Source organism: Azohydromonas aeria, from assembly GCF_009760915.1.
Taxonomy (GTDB): Bacteria; Pseudomonadota; Gammaproteobacteria; order Burkholderiales; family Burkholderiaceae_C; genus Azohydromonas; species Azohydromonas aeria.
Genome location: NZ_VIDQ01000024.1, coordinates 13,912 through 30,878 on the forward strand (window position 1 = coordinate 13,912; position 16,967 = coordinate 30,878).

17 protein-coding genes are annotated in these 16,967 nt (G+C 72.9%); 4 read left to right on the forward strand and 13 right to left on the reverse strand.

Annotated features, from left to right (window positions below; translation table 11 throughout):
* Positions 1-91 precede the first annotated feature (91 nt).
* The 10 genes from FJ694_RS15650 to FJ694_RS15695 all read right to left on the reverse strand — a co-directional run bounded on the left by FJ694_RS15650 (position 92) and on the right by FJ694_RS15695 (position 9,484).
* Positions 92-1,768: a complex I subunit 5 family protein gene (locus tag FJ694_RS15650; protein WP_157268180.1), complete on the reverse strand. Its 1,677-nt coding sequence runs from the start codon at positions 1,766-1,768 to the stop codon at positions 92-94.
* Positions 1,769-1,772: 4 nt separating this feature from the next.
* Complete coding sequence (locus FJ694_RS15655) at positions 1,773-3,272, reverse strand: proton-conducting transporter transmembrane domain-containing protein (RefSeq protein ID WP_198320852.1); 1,500 nt, start codon at positions 3,270-3,272, stop codon at positions 1,773-1,775.
* Positions 3,269-4,762: a complex I subunit 5 family protein gene (locus FJ694_RS15660; protein ID WP_157268181.1), complete on the reverse strand. Its 1,494-nt coding sequence runs from the start codon at positions 4,760-4,762 to the stop codon at positions 3,269-3,271. Before FJ694_RS15660 ends, FJ694_RS15655 begins: the two co-directional genes overlap by 4 nt.
* Positions 4,749-5,096, reverse strand: coding sequence for an NADH-quinone oxidoreductase subunit K (locus FJ694_RS37620; RefSeq protein ID WP_157268182.1), 348 nt, complete (start codon positions 5,094-5,096; stop codon positions 4,749-4,751). Before FJ694_RS37620 ends, FJ694_RS15660 begins: the two co-directional genes overlap by 14 nt.
* A 22-nt stretch (positions 5,097-5,118) precedes the next feature.
* The gene (locus FJ694_RS15670; RefSeq protein WP_157268183.1) at positions 5,119-6,045 is read right to left on the reverse strand and encodes a Na(+)/H(+) antiporter subunit B; all 927 of its coding nucleotides are present in this window, start codon (positions 6,043-6,045) and stop codon (positions 5,119-5,121) included.
* Positions 6,042-6,350: a cation:proton antiporter gene (locus FJ694_RS15675; protein ID WP_157268184.1), complete on the reverse strand. Its 309-nt coding sequence runs from the start codon at positions 6,348-6,350 to the stop codon at positions 6,042-6,044. Before FJ694_RS15675 ends, FJ694_RS15670 begins: the two co-directional genes overlap by 4 nt.
* On the reverse strand, positions 6,347-6,736 hold the full coding sequence (locus tag FJ694_RS15680; RefSeq protein WP_198320853.1) for an MrpF/PhaF family protein: 390 nt from the start codon (positions 6,734-6,736) through the stop codon (positions 6,347-6,349). The genes FJ694_RS15675 and FJ694_RS15680 overlap by 4 nt, the downstream gene beginning before the upstream one ends.
* A 1-nt stretch (position 6,737) precedes the next feature.
* Positions 6,738-7,268 (reverse strand): Na+/H+ antiporter subunit E, encoded by a 531-nt coding sequence (locus FJ694_RS15685; RefSeq protein ID WP_157268185.1) that lies wholly within the window; start codon positions 7,266-7,268, stop codon positions 6,738-6,740.
* Between the two features lie 72 nt (positions 7,269-7,340).
* Complete coding sequence (locus FJ694_RS15690) at positions 7,341-9,266, reverse strand: glycoside hydrolase family 15 protein (protein WP_157268186.1); 1,926 nt, start codon at positions 9,264-9,266, stop codon at positions 7,341-7,343.
* A gap of 14 nt (positions 9,267-9,280) precedes the next feature.
* Positions 9,281-9,484 carry a hypothetical protein gene (locus tag FJ694_RS15695; protein WP_157268187.1) on the reverse strand — a complete coding sequence of 68 codons (204 nt, stop codon included), beginning with the start codon at positions 9,482-9,484 and terminating at the stop codon, positions 9,281-9,283.
* Between FJ694_RS15695 and FJ694_RS36725 the strand changes: the two genes are divergently transcribed.
* Complete coding sequence (locus FJ694_RS36725) at positions 9,483-9,746, forward strand: hypothetical protein (protein WP_198320854.1); 264 nt, start codon at positions 9,483-9,485, stop codon at positions 9,744-9,746. The genes FJ694_RS15695 and FJ694_RS36725 overlap by 2 nt on opposite strands.
* Positions 9,747-9,772: 26 nt before the next feature.
* Here FJ694_RS36725 and FJ694_RS15700 read toward each other — a convergent pair whose 3' ends face one another.
* Complete coding sequence (locus FJ694_RS15700; protein WP_232540058.1) at positions 9,773-12,379, reverse strand: ATP-binding protein; 2,607 nt, start codon at positions 12,377-12,379, stop codon at positions 9,773-9,775.
* Positions 12,380-12,462: 83 nt separating this feature from the next.
* Here FJ694_RS15700 and FJ694_RS15705 point away from each other — a divergent pair, with 83 nt between their 5' ends.
* The gene (locus FJ694_RS15705; protein ID WP_157268188.1) at positions 12,463-13,212 is read left to right on the forward strand and encodes a response regulator; all 750 of its coding nucleotides are present in this window, start codon (positions 12,463-12,465) and stop codon (positions 13,210-13,212) included.
* 90 nt (positions 13,213-13,302) lie between these two features.
* On the opposite strand, the gene FJ694_RS15710 is transcribed toward FJ694_RS15705, so the two are convergent.
* Complete coding sequence (locus FJ694_RS15710) at positions 13,303-13,761, reverse strand: hypothetical protein (RefSeq protein ID WP_157268189.1); 459 nt, start codon at positions 13,759-13,761, stop codon at positions 13,303-13,305.
* A 376-nt stretch (positions 13,762-14,137) separates the two neighbouring features.
* On the opposite strand from FJ694_RS15710, the gene FJ694_RS15715 reads away from it, so the two are divergent.
* The gene (locus tag FJ694_RS15715) at positions 14,138-14,383 is read left to right on the forward strand and encodes a hypothetical protein (RefSeq protein ID WP_157268190.1); all 246 of its coding nucleotides are present in this window, start codon (positions 14,138-14,140) and stop codon (positions 14,381-14,383) included.
* Positions 14,384-14,671: 288 nt separating this feature from the next.
* The gene (locus tag FJ694_RS15720) at positions 14,672-14,845 is read left to right on the forward strand and encodes a hypothetical protein (RefSeq protein ID WP_157268191.1); all 174 of its coding nucleotides are present in this window, start codon (positions 14,672-14,674) and stop codon (positions 14,843-14,845) included.
* Positions 14,846-14,873: 28 nt separating this feature from the next.
* Here the strand turns inward: FJ694_RS15720 and FJ694_RS15725 are convergent, their stop codons facing one another.
* Positions 14,874-16,832 carry a pyruvate kinase gene (locus tag FJ694_RS15725; RefSeq protein ID WP_157268192.1) on the reverse strand — a complete coding sequence of 653 codons (1,959 nt, stop codon included), beginning with the start codon at positions 16,830-16,832 and terminating at the stop codon, positions 14,874-14,876.
* Between the last annotated feature and the right edge of the window lie 135 nt (positions 16,833-16,967).

The following is a 16,967-nucleotide window of genomic DNA, read 5'->3' on the forward strand; positions in this document are numbered from 1 at the left end:
CTTGCCCGGCGAGATCAGGGTCCATCGAAGAGGCGTACCCGTTGCCATGGACCCATGGGTTGCGGATGCAGCGGCTCATGGGCCGGTTCGTTCAGGCCACGGCCCAGTACAGCAGCCCGGTGAGTGACAGCACGAGCACGCCGGCCCAGGGCAGCGTGGAGAACGAGGCCTCGGTACGCCGCACCAGCGAGGCCAGGGCACGGTCCAGCGCGGCCAGGCGCTCCTGCAGCGTGCTGCGACCGCTGTCGTGCAGCCGGGCCATGACCGCCACTGCCCGCCGCAGCAGCCGCGACAGCGCCCGCAGCGATGCGGCGGCGGGCTGCAGGAGGTCGCCTTCGGGCAGCGACCGGCGCGGGCCCGGCGCGCCCAGCCGCTGCCAGGCGAGGAACAGCGCCAGGGCCAGCAGCGCCGGCCACAGCGAGGCGAACGTGGCCTCCAGGTCCGGCGCCTTCGCACTGCCGGCGCGCCACGCCAGCCACCAGGGCAGCACCACGCCGGCAAGCACCAGCAGCGGCCAGGCGGAATGCAGCGCTGGCCGCCCGGCGTCGGCGGGCGCGGCGCGGGCCAGATGGAACACGCGCAGCATCAGCAGCGCCGTGGCCAGCGAGCTCAAGGCCAGCCACAGGACGGCGGCGTCGCCCAGCGGCGTGGCTCCCAGCGCGGACTTGAGCGCGTCCTTGGCCAGCGCGCCGCTGGTCAGCGGCAGGCCCACCAGGGCCAGCGCCGGCAGCGCCAGCAGCGCCAGCCGCACGCGCGTGGCGCCCGGGGCGCTGCCGGCCGCCAGGAACAGCGCCGCCTTGTTCAGGCCGTGGTGCAGCACCAGCAGCGTGATCAGCGCGCCGCCGCGCGCAGCGCCCGGCGCCAGCGTGGCCGCCATCGCGGTGAAGAGCAGCCCCATCTGGCTCACCGTCGAGTAGGCCAGCACCGTCTTGAGCTTCGGCTGGGCCAGCCCCACCGCCACGCCGTAGAAGGCGGTGAACAGACCCAGTGCCATTAGCGCGGCGACGGGGCCCGGCGCGGCGAAGGGCTCGGCCGGCACCAGGCGCAGCGCCCCGAGCAGGCCGGCCTTGACCAGCACGCCGCTGAGGATGGCGCTGGCCGGCACCGGCGCCACCGGGTGGGCCACCGGCAACCACACGTGCAGCGGCACGACGCCGATCTTGACCCCGAAGCCCCCCAGCAGCAGCACCGCCGCCACCGCGGCGTCGCGGCCCTGCAGCGCCTGCGGCAGCGTGGCCAGCGCCGCGTTGCCCAGCCGCGAACCGATCCACAGCAGGCCGGACAGCAGCAGCGCCTCGCCCAGCAGCGCCAGCACCAGGTAGATGCGCCCGGCACGCAGCGCCGCGGGCTCGCGCCCGTGCACCACCAGCCCGTAGCTGGCCAGCGTCATCACCACGTAGCCGGTATAGAAGGTGGCCAGGTCGGCCGCCAGCGCCGCGAGCACGATGCCGGCCAGCGTGGCCAGCCAGTACAGCGCGAAGGCGCGGAAGCGCTCGCCGACCTGCTGGCCCGCATACCAGGCGGCGGCGCTCCAGGCGATGCCGATGAGCAGCAGCAGCGTGCGCGCCAGCTCGTCGGCGGCCAGGCGCAGTCCCAGCAGCAGCCACGGCGCGTCCAGCACCTCGCCCGGCCACAGCACCGGCGCCAGCGCGGCCAGGCTGGCCAGCGGCAGCGCCGGGCGCAGCGCATCGCTGCGCCGCAAGCGGGCCGCCAGCGCCAGCAGCAGCCAGGGCGCGGTCACGGCAAGGGCGATGCTCCAGCCGGCCATGGTGTCAGAGCCCCTGCACGATCAGTTGTACCCAGCCCAGCGGGCTCCAGGCCGCTGCGGCGAAGGCGCCCACCCCGAGCGCCAGCGCTGCGGTCAGCACCGGCGGCACCGTCATCGCCAGCAGCGCGGCACGGCTCACGGGGTGCTCGTGCGGCGCCTGCGCCGGCGATGGCCGGAACCAAAGGCGGTGGATGAGCGGCAGGAAGTACGCGGCGTTGAGCAGCGTGCTGGCCACCAGCACGCCGATGGCCCACCCCTGCCCGGCGGCCAGCGCGCCGGTGCCCAGGTACCACTTGCTGACGAAGCCGGCCACCGGCGGCAGCCCGATCATGCCCAGCGCGCCGACCGTGAAGCTCACGCCCACCCAGGGCATGCGCGGCCCGACGCCGTCGAGCTCCTCCACGCGATGGATGCCCAGCCGCTCGGCCCAGACGCCGGCGCAGAAGAAGAGCGTGATCTTCATGAGCCCCTGGTGCACGAGGTGCGCCAGCGCGCCGGCCACCGCCAGCGGCCCGCCCAGGCTCACGCCCAGCACCACGTAGGACACCTGGCTCACCGTGGACCAGGCCAGCCGGCGCTTGATGTCGGACTGCCACAGCGCGCGCACCGAGCCGTACACGACCGTGGCCCCGGCCAGCAGCGCCAGCGGCAGGCCCAGGCCGAGCTGGGCCACCAGGGCCGGGCCGAAGACGTCCTCCACCAGGCGCACGATGCCGAAGGCCCCGGCCTTGACCACCGCCACCGCGTGCAGCAGCGCGCTCACCGGCGCCGGCGCCACCATCGCCTGGGGCAGCCAGCCGTGCACCGGCAGCAGCGCGGCCTTCACGCCGAAGCCCAGTGCGATGAGCCAGAAGATCAGGCGCAGCTGGTCCTCGCGCCCCGCGGCCCAGGGCGAGAGGTCGCCCTGGAGGATGAAGTCCTGGCCCGGCGCGATGGCCTGCAGCCCCACCAGGCCGGCCAGCAGCAGCGCGCTGCCGCCCAGCGTGTAGGCCAGATAGGTGCGGCCGCCGGCCAGCGCGGCCGGCGTGCCGCGGTGCACCACCAGCGGCCAGGTGGACAGCGTCAGCAGCTCGTAGAACAGGAAGAAGGTGAAGAGGTTGCCGGCCGCGGCCACGCCCATGGTGGCGGACACGCACAGGCTGAAGAAGCCGAAGAAGCGGGCGCGATCGGCCCCGTGCTCCAGGTAGCCGATGGCGTAGACCGTGGTCACCAGCCACAACCCGGCCGACAGCGTGGCGAACAGCAGCGTCAGCGCGTCGGCCTTGAGCACCAGGTCCACGCCCGGCAGCAGGAACATGCGGAACTCGAAGTGCTGGCCCGCCGCCACCGCGGCCAGCATCACCGCGATCAGCCCCAGCTTGAGCAGTGCCGCGCCCAGGTTGAGCCCGATGCGCAGCCGCTGGCGGCGCTCGCCGATCATGAATATGAGCAGCGAGGCGACGAGCGAGGTCAGCACCATCCACAGCGGCATGGCCTCGAAGGCGTCGAACGGGCGCGGGCTCACGGCAGCACCTCCAGGCCCGCCACGGCACCCTCGCCCCCGGGCGGAGCCACGCCCAGCAGGCGCAGCAGCGGCGCCGCCGCGAAGCCCATGGCCACGGCGCAGACGCCCAGCAGCAGCGCCGGCAGCGTCATCGCCAGCGGCACCGGCCGCACGGCCGCGGGCGGCCCGCCCTCATCGCGGGCGAAGGCGGCGGCCAGGACCCGGAACACGTAGCCGGCGGCCATCAGGCTGCCCGCCAGCAGCACCGCCACGATGGCCCAGGCCCCCTGCCCCCAGGCCGCCTGCAGCAGCAGCCACTTGGCCAGGAAGCCGCCGCTGGGCGGCAGGCCCATGAGGCTCACGCCGGCCAGGCCGAAGGCGAACACGCCCAGCGGCAGCGTGCGGTCGGCGCCGGCGAGCCGCTCCAGCCGCCCGCTGCCCAGGCCGTGCACCAGCGCCGCGGCGGCCAGGAACATCGCGGCCTTGGCCACCCCGTGCGCCGCCAGCTGCAGCCCCGCGCCCGCCCAGGCCGGCGAGGCGGCGGCGGCGCCCAGCAGCGGGAAGGCCAGCATCAGGTAGCCCAGCTGCGCCACGGTGGAGTAGGCCACCACCCGCTTGAGCTGGTCCTGCACCAGCGCCGCGGCCGAGCCGAACAGCACGGCCGCCGCCCCCAGCGTGCCCAGCAGCGCCAGCACCGCGTCGCGCTGCAGCCCCTCGCCCGTCCACAGCCACAGGCGGTAGAGCATGTAGATGCCGGTCTTGACCACCAGCGCCGACAGCACCGCGCTGACGGCGCCCGGCGCCTGGGCATGGGCCGGCGGCAGCCACACGTGCAGCGGGAACACCGCTGCCTTGAGCAGCAGGCCCACGCTGATCAGCGCCAGAGCGGGCAGCGTGACGCCGCGCCGGCCGGCCGCGGCCACCGGCGCGGCCAGGGCCGCCAGGTCCAGCGTGCCGTGCTCGCCGTAGAGCAGCGCCACGCCGAGCAGGTAGGCCAGCGAGGCCAGCATGCCCAGCAGCAGGTAGCGCATGGCCGCGCGCAGCGCCCCGGGCTCGCCCTCGGCGGCCACCAGCGCGATGGCGCACAGCGTCAGCAGCTCGATGGCGACGTAGACGTTGAACAGGTCCCCGGACAGGAACAGCGCCTGCAGCCCGGCCGTCATGAGCAGCCACAGCGGCCAGAAGCGCCCGCCGGCGGCGCTGGCCGGCGGGTGGCTGGCCAGCGCGTGCACCCCGGCGACGCCGCCGACGGCCGCCACCAGCCACAGCATCAGCAGCGCCAGGCCGTCCACGTACAGCCGGATGCCCAGCGGCACCGCCTGGCCGGCCAGCACCAGCTGGCGCGGCCCCTGGGACAGCGTCTCGGCGCTGAGCACGAGCAGCAGCAGCGGCTGGGCCAGCAGCGCGCCCAGCACGGCCCAGGCGCGCGCACGCCGCGGCAAGGCCACCGCCAGGCCGGCCGCCACCAGCGGCACGAACACCAGCAGCACTGCCGCTTCAGCCCCGCGCATGGTCCTCCCCGGCCGGCCCCGGGACCGGGGCCTCGTCGTCGGCGGCGGCATCGATGCGGATCTCGCCGGTCTCGCGATAGAGCCGGTCTAGCAGCGCCAGCGCGAAGGCGGTCACCGACACCGCCACCACCAGCCCGGTGAGCACCAGTGCATGGGAGACCGGGTCGGGCGTGCCGCCGCGCGAGGGCAGCACGACCAGCAGCAGGAACACGCCGCTGCCGAGCAGGTTCAGCGCCAGCAGCTTGCGCAGCAGGTGGTCGGCGGCCATCAGGCCGTAGACGCCGATGCCGACGATGCCGGCCGCGGCGAGCAGGTAGATGTCGTGCGAGCTCATGGCGGCAACACCCGCTTCCTTCTCATTCCGCGCCGCGGCCCAGGCCACCCGATGCGGCGAACAGCAGCACCAGCGTCAGCGCGATGGACAGCAGCAGGGCCGTTTCGATCAGCACCAGGGCCCAGTAGCCGGGCAGCGCCAGCGCCGCGCCGGTGGCCAGGCCCCACAGCCCGATGCCGCTGAACGTCAGCAGGCCCAGCACCAGCAGCAGCCGCTGCAGCACCGGCGGCTCGGCGGTGCCGCGCAGCCGCCCGCACAGCACCAGCAGCACGCCGGCCGCCGCGAGCACCGCCCCGCCCTGGAACGCACCGCCCGGCGCATTGCTGCCGGCATGCAGCAGGTGGAACGACACCAGCGCCGCCATGGGCACCACCAGGCTCAGCAGCCCGCCGACCAGCGGCTGCGAGGCCGGCGCCGCACGCGCCGGCAGCGGCAGGCTGTCGCCCAGCACCAGCCGGGCGGCCAGGTAGGCCGCCAGCAGCACGGCCGTCTCCAGCAGCGTGTCGTAGCCCCGGAACACCAGGAGCACCGCCGTGACGGGGTTGGAGAACGGCAGCGCCGCCATCTCGTCGAGCACCCGCGGGCCGGCGGCATCGGGGGCCGGCGTCACGGCCAGGCCGCCGGCGCCGAGCACCAGCACCAGCGCCGCGCTCAGCAAGCCCAGCGGCCAGGCCAGGCGCCGCAGCGGGCGGCTGGGCGGCTGGCGCCGGGGCACCGAGCGCACCAGGCGCCGGTAGCTCACCAGCAGCAGCGCACCGGTGAGGCCGGCGCCGATGGCGGTCTCCGCCAGCGCCAGGTCCGGCGCGCCCAGGCGCGCCCAGACCACCGCCAGCACCACGCCGAAGACGACGAACATCATGATGCTGCGCAGCAGCGCCGCGCCCGCGACGGCCGCCATGGCCAAGCCCAGCAGCGCCACGGCGAGCAGCAGGTCCAGCAACAGGCTCATGGCGCCCCGTCCACCGGCAGCGACTGCAGCCGCCGGGCCCGGCGCGCGATGAGGAACGCCGACACGCAGGCCGCCAGCAGGGCCAGCAGCCAGATCAGCAGCAGCAGCACCGCCACGTGCAGCGAGCGCGACAGCAGCGCCATGGCGGCGCAGACGAAGAGCAGGCCGAGGTTGTCCGCCTTGGTCAGGGCATGCAGCCGCGAGTGCACGTCCGGAAAGCGCAGCAGCCCCACGGTGCCGGCGAGGTAGAAGAAGCCCCCGGCCAGCAGCAGCAGCAGCGCCAGGCCGTCGAGGAACGCGCTCATGGGCGCTCCCGCGCGGCACGGGGCTGCGGCTGCGGCTGAAGCGGGGATGGCGGTGCCCCGCCGTCCGGCCCGGGCGTGGGCCCCTCGCCCGGCGAGGGGTCGTCGGCATCGCCCAGCGGCGTCGTCGGCAGGCCGGCGAAGGCCACGCTCAGCACCGCGGCCAGCATCACGAACAGCAGGGCCACGTCGCGCAGGGCCGGCTCGGCGTGCAGTTGCGCCAGCACCAACAGCACCGCCACCATGGTGCTGCCGAAAAGCAGCACGGCCGAGATGCGGTCCGATGCCGTGGGTCCGCGGTAGGCCCGCACCAGCCCCGCCGCCAGGTTGAGCAGCAGGAACACGAGGAAGATCTCCAGCGCGGCGGCCATGACCACGTCACGCTCCACGTCACGCCCTCCCGTCGAGCCCGAACAGCCGTACCAGCTGCCGCTCCAGCGGTGCCACCGGGTCCGGGCCGTCAACGGCGAGCACGTGCACGAGCAGCACCTGTCGCGCCTCGTCCACCTCGACGCTCATGGAGCCCGGCAGCAGCCCGATCAAGCCCACCAGCAAGGTGCGCGGCTGTCCGGCGGGCAGGCGCAGCGGGTGCTCGACGAAGGCCGGCGCCAGCGGCCGGCGCGGGTGCAGCGCGCGCACGGCCACGTCCATGCCACCGCGCACCGACTCGCGCAGGAAGAACAGCACGAAGCCCGGCAGCCGGCGCAGGCGCACGGGGTAGGCCTCGCCGGGCGCGGCCAGCAGGCCCGCCATGGTGCCCAGGGCTGCCGCGGCGACGCCGAAGCCCAGCGACTGCAGCCCGTAGAGGGCCAGCCAGGTCACCAGCAGCCCCGCGAACAGCATCACGCCCCAGCGCAGGCGCCCCGCGGCGTGGACTGAGGGTGCGTCGGCAGCGTTCCTCGAATACCGTTGTTCGCTCATCCATGCTTCCTTGTGAAGGCCCGGTGCCGCGGCGCGTTGCCATTGGCGGCGCCATGGCACCGGGCCGCCTGCTCAGCCGGTCATTCGCCCCCAGGTGGCCGGCCCCTGCTCGATGACGCGGTCGAGGGCGTGCGCCGCGCTGATAAGGGCCAGGTGCGTCAGGGCCTGCGGGAAGTTGCCCAGCTGCGCGCCGCTGGGCCCCAGCTCCTCGGCGTACAGGCCCAGGTGGTTGGCGTAGGTCAGCATCTTCTCGAACAGCAGCCGGCCCTCCTCGATGCGGCCGGCGCGCGCCAGGCATTCCACGTACCAGAACGAGCAAGGCGTGAAGGCGCCTTCCTGGCCGCACAGTCCGTCGATGTTGAGCTCGCCGCCGGCATCGGTGGTCGAGTAGCGCTCCACCAGCCCGTCCACGGCCAGCTCGCGGCGGATGGCTTCGAGCGTCGAGAGCCAGCGCGGGTCGGTGGGGCTGATGAACTTGACCATGGGCATGAGCAGCGCCACCGCGTCGAGGGTGTCGCCGCCGCGGTATTGCACGAAGGCCTGTTTGCGCGGGTTCCAGAACTCGTCGAGGATCTGCGAGGCGATGGCGTCGCGGGCCTGGTGCCAGCGCGGCAGCGGCGCGGGGCGGGCGAAGCGCCGCGACATGCGCAGCGCGCGGTCCAGCGCCACCCAGCTCAGCAACCGGCCGGAGAGGAAGTCCCGCCGCGGGCCGCGTATTTCCCAGATGCCTTCGTCCGGCTGGTCCCAGTGGGTGCACCACCAGTCGATGCGCCGTGTCAGGGCCTGCCAGACGTCGATGGACGCGGGTACGCCGTGCATGTCGGCCATGTACACGGCATCCACCAGTTCGCCCAGGACGTCGAGCTGCAGCTGCCCGGCCGCGGCATTGCCCACGCGCACCGGCCGCGAGCCGCGGTAGCCGGCCAGGTGCGCCAGCTCGTACTCCCGGTCCACGTGGCGCCCGTCCACGGCATAGAGGATCTGCGGCACGGCGCCGCCGTCGTACTCGGCGATGCGGTCATGCGCCCAGCCGATGAAGGCCCTGGCCTCGTCGGTGTAGCCCAGCCGCATCAGCGCATGGACCGTGAAGGCCGCGTCGCGCAGCCAGCAGTAGCGGTAGTCCCAGTTGCGCTCGCCGCCCACGTGCTCGGGCAGCCCGAAGGTGGCCGCGCCGACGATGGAGCCGTGGTCGGCCGAGGTCAGCAGCTTGAGCACCAGCGCCGAGCGCTGCACGATCTCGCGCCAGCGCCCGCGGTAGGTGGAGCGCTCGCACCAGTTCCGCCAGAACGCCATGGTGTCCTGGAACGACTGCTCGACGAAGGCCTGCAGCGGGCCTTCGCTGGGCCGCTCCTGCACGCACTCCAGCACCAGCACCGCCTCGTCGCCCGCACCCAGATCGAAGAGCGCGTGCACGTCGCCATCCCGCACGCCCAGCTCCGCGCTGCTGCGCAGCCGCAGCGGGCCCTGCGCCGTCTCGCTGGCGAAGACGGCGGTATGCGCATCGACGAGCCGCGCCGGCAGCAAGGTGCGCGCGTAATCGAAGCGTGGCGCGCAGTTGGCGTGCAGCGCCAGCCGCCCGCGCACGCCCCGGATGCGCCGCACCAGCGCGCTGCGCGGCTCGCCGGCGGCGGACACGGGCATGTAGTCGGTGACCTCGGCCATGCCGGCCTGCGACATGAAGCGCGTGACCAGCACGTTGGTGTCGGGCAGGTACATCTGCCGGGTGCGCACGTCCTCGTCGGCAGGACACAGGGCGAAGCGGCCCCCACGCTGCGGATCCAGCAGCGACAGGAACACGCTGGGAGAGTCGAAGCGCGGGAAGCAGAAGAAGTCGATGCTGCCATCGCTGCACACCAGTGCCGTGGTGCGCAGGTTGCCGATGACGCCGTGGGACTCGATGTCGGCGTATTGCACGTCCGCCCCGGGGCAGGCACCACCGCGCAGCGGCCGCTGCCGCGCGCTGCCCGCCGTGCCCGACGCTCCAGGATGGGCTGGCATGGCCGGCGCGCCGCTCAAGACCGGCCGGACGCAGCCCGCCGCGCCGGGGCCATGGGCTGCGGCGCGAAGCGCTCGCGCAGCGCGAAGATCTCCTGCCTGGCCTGCGCCAGCGTCAACTGGCCTGCCAGGGCGCGCCGCTCGACGTCGGCGGCCGCGGCCCGGTACTCCGGGGGCGGCACCGGCGTCGCAAAGAACAGGGAAGACGTGCTGGGATGCATGCTGCTGGACCTGGGTGGGGTGAAAGGGTTGACCAAGCGCGGATGCCGTCAGCAACGGCCTTGCTACACGGCATCGGGTACGGCGCCGACCAGCACCATCACGAGCGAGGCCACGGCCAGGCCCTGGGGCGTCATCCGGTTCATCGCGCTCCTGCTGCAAGGCAACGAGTGCAGGATCGCGCCGCGGTGTTGCAGCACGGCTGCGCAGGACCGGCGTGCGGTTTCATCTGAAATCCACGGCGCGCCACGCCAGGCAGCCTGAGCCCGGGCGCGGCCTGCGCAGCCGATTCAGGCCACGGGTTCCGTGCCGGGCAGCGGCAGGGCCGGCGGCTGACGCAGGGCGCGGTCGATGGCCCGCGCAAGCTCCGCACGCTCCAGCGGCTTGTGCACCACCCAGGCCACGCCGATGGACTCGGCGCGGGCCGCGAAGCCCGGCCCACCGAAGCCGCTGACCATCAGCACCGGCAGCTCCGGGCGCCGCTGGCGCAGCTTGCCGGCCAGCTCGATGCCGGTGAGCTGCGGCATGGCCTGGTCCGTGATCACGAGGTCGTACTCGCCGGGATGGGCGTCGAAGGCTTGCAGGGCCTGCAGCGGATCGCTGAACCCGCGCGGGTCGTATCCCAGCTCCGCCAGCTGCTCCTCGACGAGCTCGACGAGCGCGACCTCGTCATCGACCACCATCACGACCTGGCCCCGGCCGCGCGGAACGTGGCTGTCCGCCGCGGCAGCCATGCCGCTCGCATCGTGGTGCAGCGGCAGGTAGAGATCGAAGCGCGAACCCCGGCCCGGCCATGTCGCCACGTCGATGGCGCCGCCCATGTCGCTCACCATGCCATGCACCACCGCCAGGCCCAGGCCCGTGCCCAGATGCGGGCTTTTGGTGGTGAAGAAGGGCTCGAACAGGTGCGGCAGGGCCTCGGCACCGATGCCGGTGCCGCTGTCCGCCACGCTCAGGTGCACCCAGGCGCCCGGCGCCAGGAGCCCCTGCCACAGGACGCGCGGCTCGGTCGATTCTTCCACCGTCAGCGACACCGCCAGCTCGCCGCCTTGCGGCATGGCCTGCAGCCCGTTGCTGCACAGGTTCATCGTGGCCTCGAACAGGGCCGTCGAGTCACCGACAGCCACCGCTTGCGGTGCGTCGAGACGGTGCGTCACCGTCACCCGTGCCGGCACGGAAGCGCTGAGCAGGTCCAGCACTTCCTCGATCACGGGCTGGACCCGGAACGGCTGCCTGACCCGCACGCCGCCGCGCGTGAAGGACAGCACGCGCTCGACCAGCACCTTGCCGCGCCGGCCCGCGAGCAGCACGTGGTCCATGTGCCGCGCCACCGGGGTGCCTTCGGCCACCGCCGCGCGCGCGCGCTCGCCATACCCGAGCACCGCGGCCAGAATGTTGTTGAAGTCGTGGGCCACCCCGCCGGCCAGCGTGCCCAGCGCCTCGAGCCGCCTGGCGCGCTGCAGTTGCTCCTGCATCCGGTGCGCCTGCTCGTCGGCCGCCACCTCCGCGCTCACGTCATAGGCCGTGCCGACGCACAGGCGCAGCGTGCCGGGCCCTTCGCCCAGTGCCTGGCCACGGCAACGCACGTGGCGCCAGCCGCCATCGTCGCGACTGGGGCCGGGACCGGGGCGGACCCGCAGCGTGACGCTGAATGCCGGCAAGCGGCCGTCGAGGTGGGCCCGGATCGCCTCGTTCAGCGCGCCGCGGTCATCCGGATGGATGCTGGCCAGTCCGGCCAGGGCTTCGCCGCGAACCGGGCGCTCTTCGGGCGAGAGCCCCAGCAGCTCCTTCATGCGCGGCGACATGTAGGTTTCGCCGGTGGCCGGATTCCACTCCCAGACCCCCTCGCGCGCAGCCTGGAGGGCACGCAGCGTGCGCTCGCGCTCGGCCGCCAGCACGGCTTCGCTGGCACGGCGCCATTGCTGCTCGCGTACGCTGCGCAGGCTCAGCACCAGCGTCACCAGCAGCGCCGAGGACACGAACGCGGCGACCAGGCGGGCCTGCTGGCGCCACTCGGACAGCACCGCGTCGGCATCGCGCGTGACCACGAGCAACAGCGGCGCGCGCTTGAGCAGGTGAGGCGCCACCAGCCGCTGCCGGTTGCCAGCCTCGTCCACGAGGTGCGCCTTCGACACCTCGGCGCGATCCCACAGCGCGCGCGACAGCGCAGGCGCCAGCACGCGGGCGCTGTTCTCGCCCGGACCGTCGGAGAGCACACCGCCCTCGGGCCGGTAGATCTGCAGGCCCGTGTCCGGCGTGGGCGCGCTCAGCGCGAAGCCGGCATCGAGAAACTCCGCGTCGGCAAGCAGCACCACGAGGCCGTTGAAGTTGCCCTGCGCCGAGTGCCAGGGCCAGGACAGCGGAACCACCGGCTCGCGCGAGCCGGGAAGCTGCTGGGGCAGCCCGACGTGCAGCGTGGCGTCGTTGTCCTCTCGCGCCAGCAGGAAGTACGGCGCCGCGGCATGGCTGCCCGGGCCGGGCGGCTCGCCGCTGGAGGAGGCGACCTCGCGTCCCTCGGCGTCGAGCACCAGCAGCTCGCGGAACATGGGCAGCGCCGAGGCGCGCGCGCGCAGCGTGTCCTGCGCCTCGCGGCTGCCGGGCACCAGGGCGCCGCTGCCCAGGCCATCGGCCGTGGCTCGCAATGCCGTCTCCGCGACGGTGAGCGTGCCGTCGGCCTGCGCCGCCAGCGCCGCCGACAGGGCATCCAGCGTGCGCAACTCGCTGTTCATGGCCTGCTGTCGCAACGCCAGCAGGCCGAAAGCCACCCACGCCGCGATCAGCAGCGACACGGCCAGCACCAGCAGCATGCTGCGCTGGCGCGCGACGTCGCGCCAGCGCGGTGGCGGCACCGCGGCGCGGCTGGCGTACATTGCCTCGCTGTCAGGGTTCGTGCTCATGGCACCGCAGCCAGCGCCTGCCGGCCCTGCTCGATGAGGGAAGTTTTCATGGCCATGGAGGCCCTGTCTGGGAAAGGCATGTGATGCAGGAGATTCCGGCTCCGGGCCCAACGCTGCCGCCGCACGTCCTGGTCGTCGATGACGATCCTGCCCTGCGCGAGCTGCTGGAAGGCTACCTTGCGGAGAACGAGCTGCGCGTGACGGCCGTTGCCAGCGGCCGGGCCATGGCCGACGTCTTCGAACGCGAGGCCATCGACCTGGTCGTGCTGGACCTGCGCCTGCCGGGCGAAGACGGCATGCAACTGGCACGCCAGCTGCGCGAACGCGCACCGGTGCCCATCGTGCTGTTGACGGGCAAGGCCGAGGAGGCAGACCGCGTCATGGGGCTGGAATGGGGCGCGGACGACTACGTCACCAAGCCATTCAGCCCGCGCGAGCTGCTGGCGCGCATCCGGGCCGTGCTGCGCCGCTACCGCCAGCCCGCGCAAGCGCCGGTGCGCGACGGCCAGCGCCGCGCCTATCGCTTCGCCGGATGGGAGCTGAACCTGCATACGCGCCGCCTGACCGCTCCCGATGGCCGCAAGGTGGAGTTGAGCAACCATGAGTTCAGCCTGCTGGTGGCACTGTGCGGAGCGCCGCAGCGGGTGCTCAGCCGCGACCAGCTGCTGGAGCTGTCCCGGCTGCACAGCACGGAGGTGTATGACCGCACCGTCGACGTCCAGGTCCTTCGACTGCGCCGCAAGATCGAGTCCAACCCCTCGCAGCCCGTACTGATCCTGACCGAACGCGGCGCCGGCTACCTGTTCGCCGCACAGGTCGAGTCGTTGTACTGACCGCAGGGGATCCTCACCGGATCACGACTGCCACGCCTTCTCGCCTGCATGGTGGCCTCCCTTGCATGCCGCCCCGCCCGGGAGCCCGCCTCACTGGAGCCTTGAGCGCGAACCCGGCAGCTGCCATCTCGGCTGGCCGCGGGTCGGCGACCTGTCGGGGCCGGCCTCCTTGCCCAGCCGGAACTCCAGCAAGCTTTCGATCCTCGCCAGGACGCCGGCATCGATGGCCAGGGCAAATTCGGCCAGTTCCTGCAATTGATCGGAGCGAACTTCCAGTGTGTCGTTCGCATGTATGCGGAGCAGATGCCAGCGCCGGCGATGCACAAAGGCTCCGAAGGCACCATTGGCCACGGCCACGAGTGCCAGGGGTCCCAGTGGCCGCAGCAGGCATTCCAGCATTCGCGCGCGCAATGGCCCGTCCGCTTCTTCGTAGAGCCGCACGATCAGCATGCGCTGCGCTTGGGCTGGGAAGTCGCCGGTCATGCCAAGCCCAATGTCTGACGTCCAAGGCCGGCCACCCGCCCTGGTGCGGTTGAAGCTGCTTCGCATGCGAGCTCTCCTTCAAGCGATGGAGACAGCTTGCTGCGCCCGCCGGCAGGCTTGATGACAGTTGCAGGGTCCCTGCGTTACAGCTGCAATCCTCAGCACTTCACGAGGACCGAAGCTGCTCGACGCTCGTAAGGCTCGTGGGCCAGGAGCCGTGGCTTCTTTGGGTAGCCCGCATCCTCCAGCAAGGGTAGCCGCCCGGCCGAACCGGTCTTCCTGTAGATTGCTGCACTGCAGCAATCAAGCGATTCGACGGCCCACGAGGCCGCGCGTCGTGCCCCGACAAGCCGGTACCGCCGGCAACCGCCACAGGATCATGAGCCAGGACACGAGCGAGGTCAGTCCGCCAGACAGGCCGCCAGCGGAGTACCAGGCCGCCATGGCTGACATCGAGCAGCGAGCCGCGCGCGGCGAGCTCACGATCGCGCAAGCCAAGCAAGAGATCTTCGCGCTGCGCGAGCGCTTCGGCGCCAGTCCGGACCGGGTGACTCGTTGGGCAGCGCAGCAGGCTCAAGGCGAGAACAGTGAGGCGGCCGACAAGCCGGAGGAGTCCGACGGCGCCAAGCCGCCGGGCGGGCAGAGCTCCCGTCGTGCATCCATCGAGGAGCCTGACCTGGCACCATGAAGCCAGGGCAGATGTGACGGTCGGGCAAGCCTTGGTTCCGGGGTCTGCCTACAGGCAAGCGAAGTACCGCTGCCGACGGGGCAACCTGTTCCTGACGCTCCTTGACGCGTCACACGGTTGTCAACGCGACGACATGGAGGGCTGTCCCCGCCGTCATTGCACCTTGTCCAGGCACTGCTGCCGCTGCAGTTGAACCTTGAAGATCCGGTCTGCATCGGCCAAAAAGGCGCCATCTGAGCTGGCAGCAGCCCGGCAGATGCCCCTCTGCGGGGGCGAAGGGAACAACCGATGCACACGTCCGACCTGGCTGGAATGGCCGTCTTCTTCGCAGCCCTGGTGATCGTGCTGGGCGTCCTGTGGTGGATGCTGCGGCTCAACGCCAGGGACCTTGCAAGCCTGGAGAGGGAACTGGAGCGGTCCTTGTCGTCCCAGGATCCGCGCGGCACGGCGAGCGACGGGTAAGCACCGGACCGCAGCCGAAGGTACCCGCTCAATCGCCCGCTTGCTCCGGACCCGGACCCGTCCAGGCTCCCAGCGCCCGCAGCAGCGAGCGCTTCTTGTCCTGGTGCGCCCGCATGCGCCGCAGGATGTCGTCGAGGACGCGCATGGCATCGGCGATGAACGGCCCCTTGTTGAGCATCACGCACTCGGCCCGCTCGCCCATCGCGGCGTCCGTGATCTCGGCTCGCGAAGGCATGCCGGTCTTGGCCAGCGACTCCAGCACCTGCGTGGCCCAGATCACCGGCATGTGCGCGGCCTCCGCCGCCCACAACATCTCTTCCTGCACCTCGGCCAGCCGCTCGAAGCCGCATTCCACCGCCAGGTCGCCCCGGGCGATCATGATCCCCGCGGCCGGGCTGGCCATTGCCGCGAACATCAGCGTGGGCAGGTTCTCGAAGGCGCGCCGAGTCTCGATCTTCAGCACCAGCCCCAGGTGCGTGGCGCCCAGTTGCGCCAGCCGCTCGCGCAGCGCGTCGACGTCGGCGCTGCCCTGCACGAAGGACAGGCCCACCATGTCGGCACAGCGGGCGACGGTGGCCAGGTCCTCCAGGTCCTTGGCCGTCAGCGCCGGCAGCGTGAGCCGGCTGTCGGGCAGGTTGATGCCCTTGTCCGCCGCCAGCCGGGCACCGGCGGGCGGCGCCTGCGTGATCTCGACTTCCAGCCCTTCGGCACCCGCCTCGCGGATGACGGCGCCGATGTGGCCGTCGTCGAACCAAATGCGCTCCCCGGGCCGGACCTGCTCGAAGACCTCCGGCAGCGTGCAGGGCACGCTCGGCAGCGAGCCGACGCCCGCGTCGTCCGCCGGTACGCCGCCCGGCATGCCCACGCCTTCGCGTGTCACGCGCAGCCGGTCGCCCGGGCGCAGCAGCAGCCGGCCGGGCTTGCAGGGCACGTCGGCCACGCCCGTGTCATGGGCGTGCCGGCCATGCCGCTTGAGCTTGAGCCGGGTCTGCTCCGCCACGTAGATGGTGCGGTCGCATTCGACCAGCACGCCGGCGTCGTCGCACGCCACGACGAGCAGCTCGCGCCGGGCGTCGCGGGCATCGTTCAGCCGGATGCGGTCGCCAGCCTTGAGCCGCGCAAGCCAGCCCTCCTCCACGCCCAGGTGCGCCTGCGCGCCCGGCACGGCCGCGGTCGAGCCGGCGGCCCGCAGCCCCAGCCTGGCGGGGGCGACCACGTGCCCGTACTCGTCTCGCACCGGCTTGAGCTTGAGCACGGCCGGCCCGGGCGCGATCGGGCCCGTGCGCAGCTTGGGGCCGCCCAGGTCCATCAGGATGCGCACCGGCCGCCCCGCCTGCGCCGCGGCCTGGCGGACCCGGGCGGCCATCGCCTCCCATTGCGCCGGGCCATCGTGGGCGCAGTTGATGCGCGCGATGTCCATGCCGGCGTCCACGAGCCGGCGCACCAGGCGATCGTCCGCCGCAGCCTCCGAGGGCAGCGTGACCATGATGCGAACGTCACGACCGGCCGGGCAGGCGCCCAGCAGGTCCAGCGCGTGCCGCTCCAGCAGCTCGCGGCTGCCGCGCATCCCCACGGGCTCCTCGCTGGAGCGGTCCGTCCAGGGCAGGCCGCCGAGCCGGTGCAGGATGCCCAGGGCCTTGTCCAGGTTGGCCAGCACGTGGGACTCGGAGCGTCCCAGCGACGACACGCCCAGCGTCGCCAGCTTTTCCTGCAGCGGGCGACGGTCCGCGCGGCGCAGGGCCAGGTAGTGCGCCAGGTTGCGCGCGCTTTCCCGGTACGGCGCCGAGACGCCCGCCAGCCGGGGCACGAGCGCCTGCTCGTGCTGCAGCAGGGACTGCCTCACCGACCACAGTTCCTCGATGATCGAGCGGCAAAGCCCGGCATCCCAGCCATCGCCGGCCGCCACCGGGTCACCGGCCTGACCGCCCGTGGAGGCCACTGCCGCCGCGAGTCCGACCTCCCCGGGCTGCTCTGCCGACTCCTTCATGCGTTCTTGCCTCAACATGTATATCGCCCTGGAATGCCCGGCCCTGCAGCCGCCGGCAAACCGCTGGAAAGACCTTCACCGTAACCATCGCCGATGGCTCCATCGTGACGCCGTCCACCTGGGCCGCGACCCGCG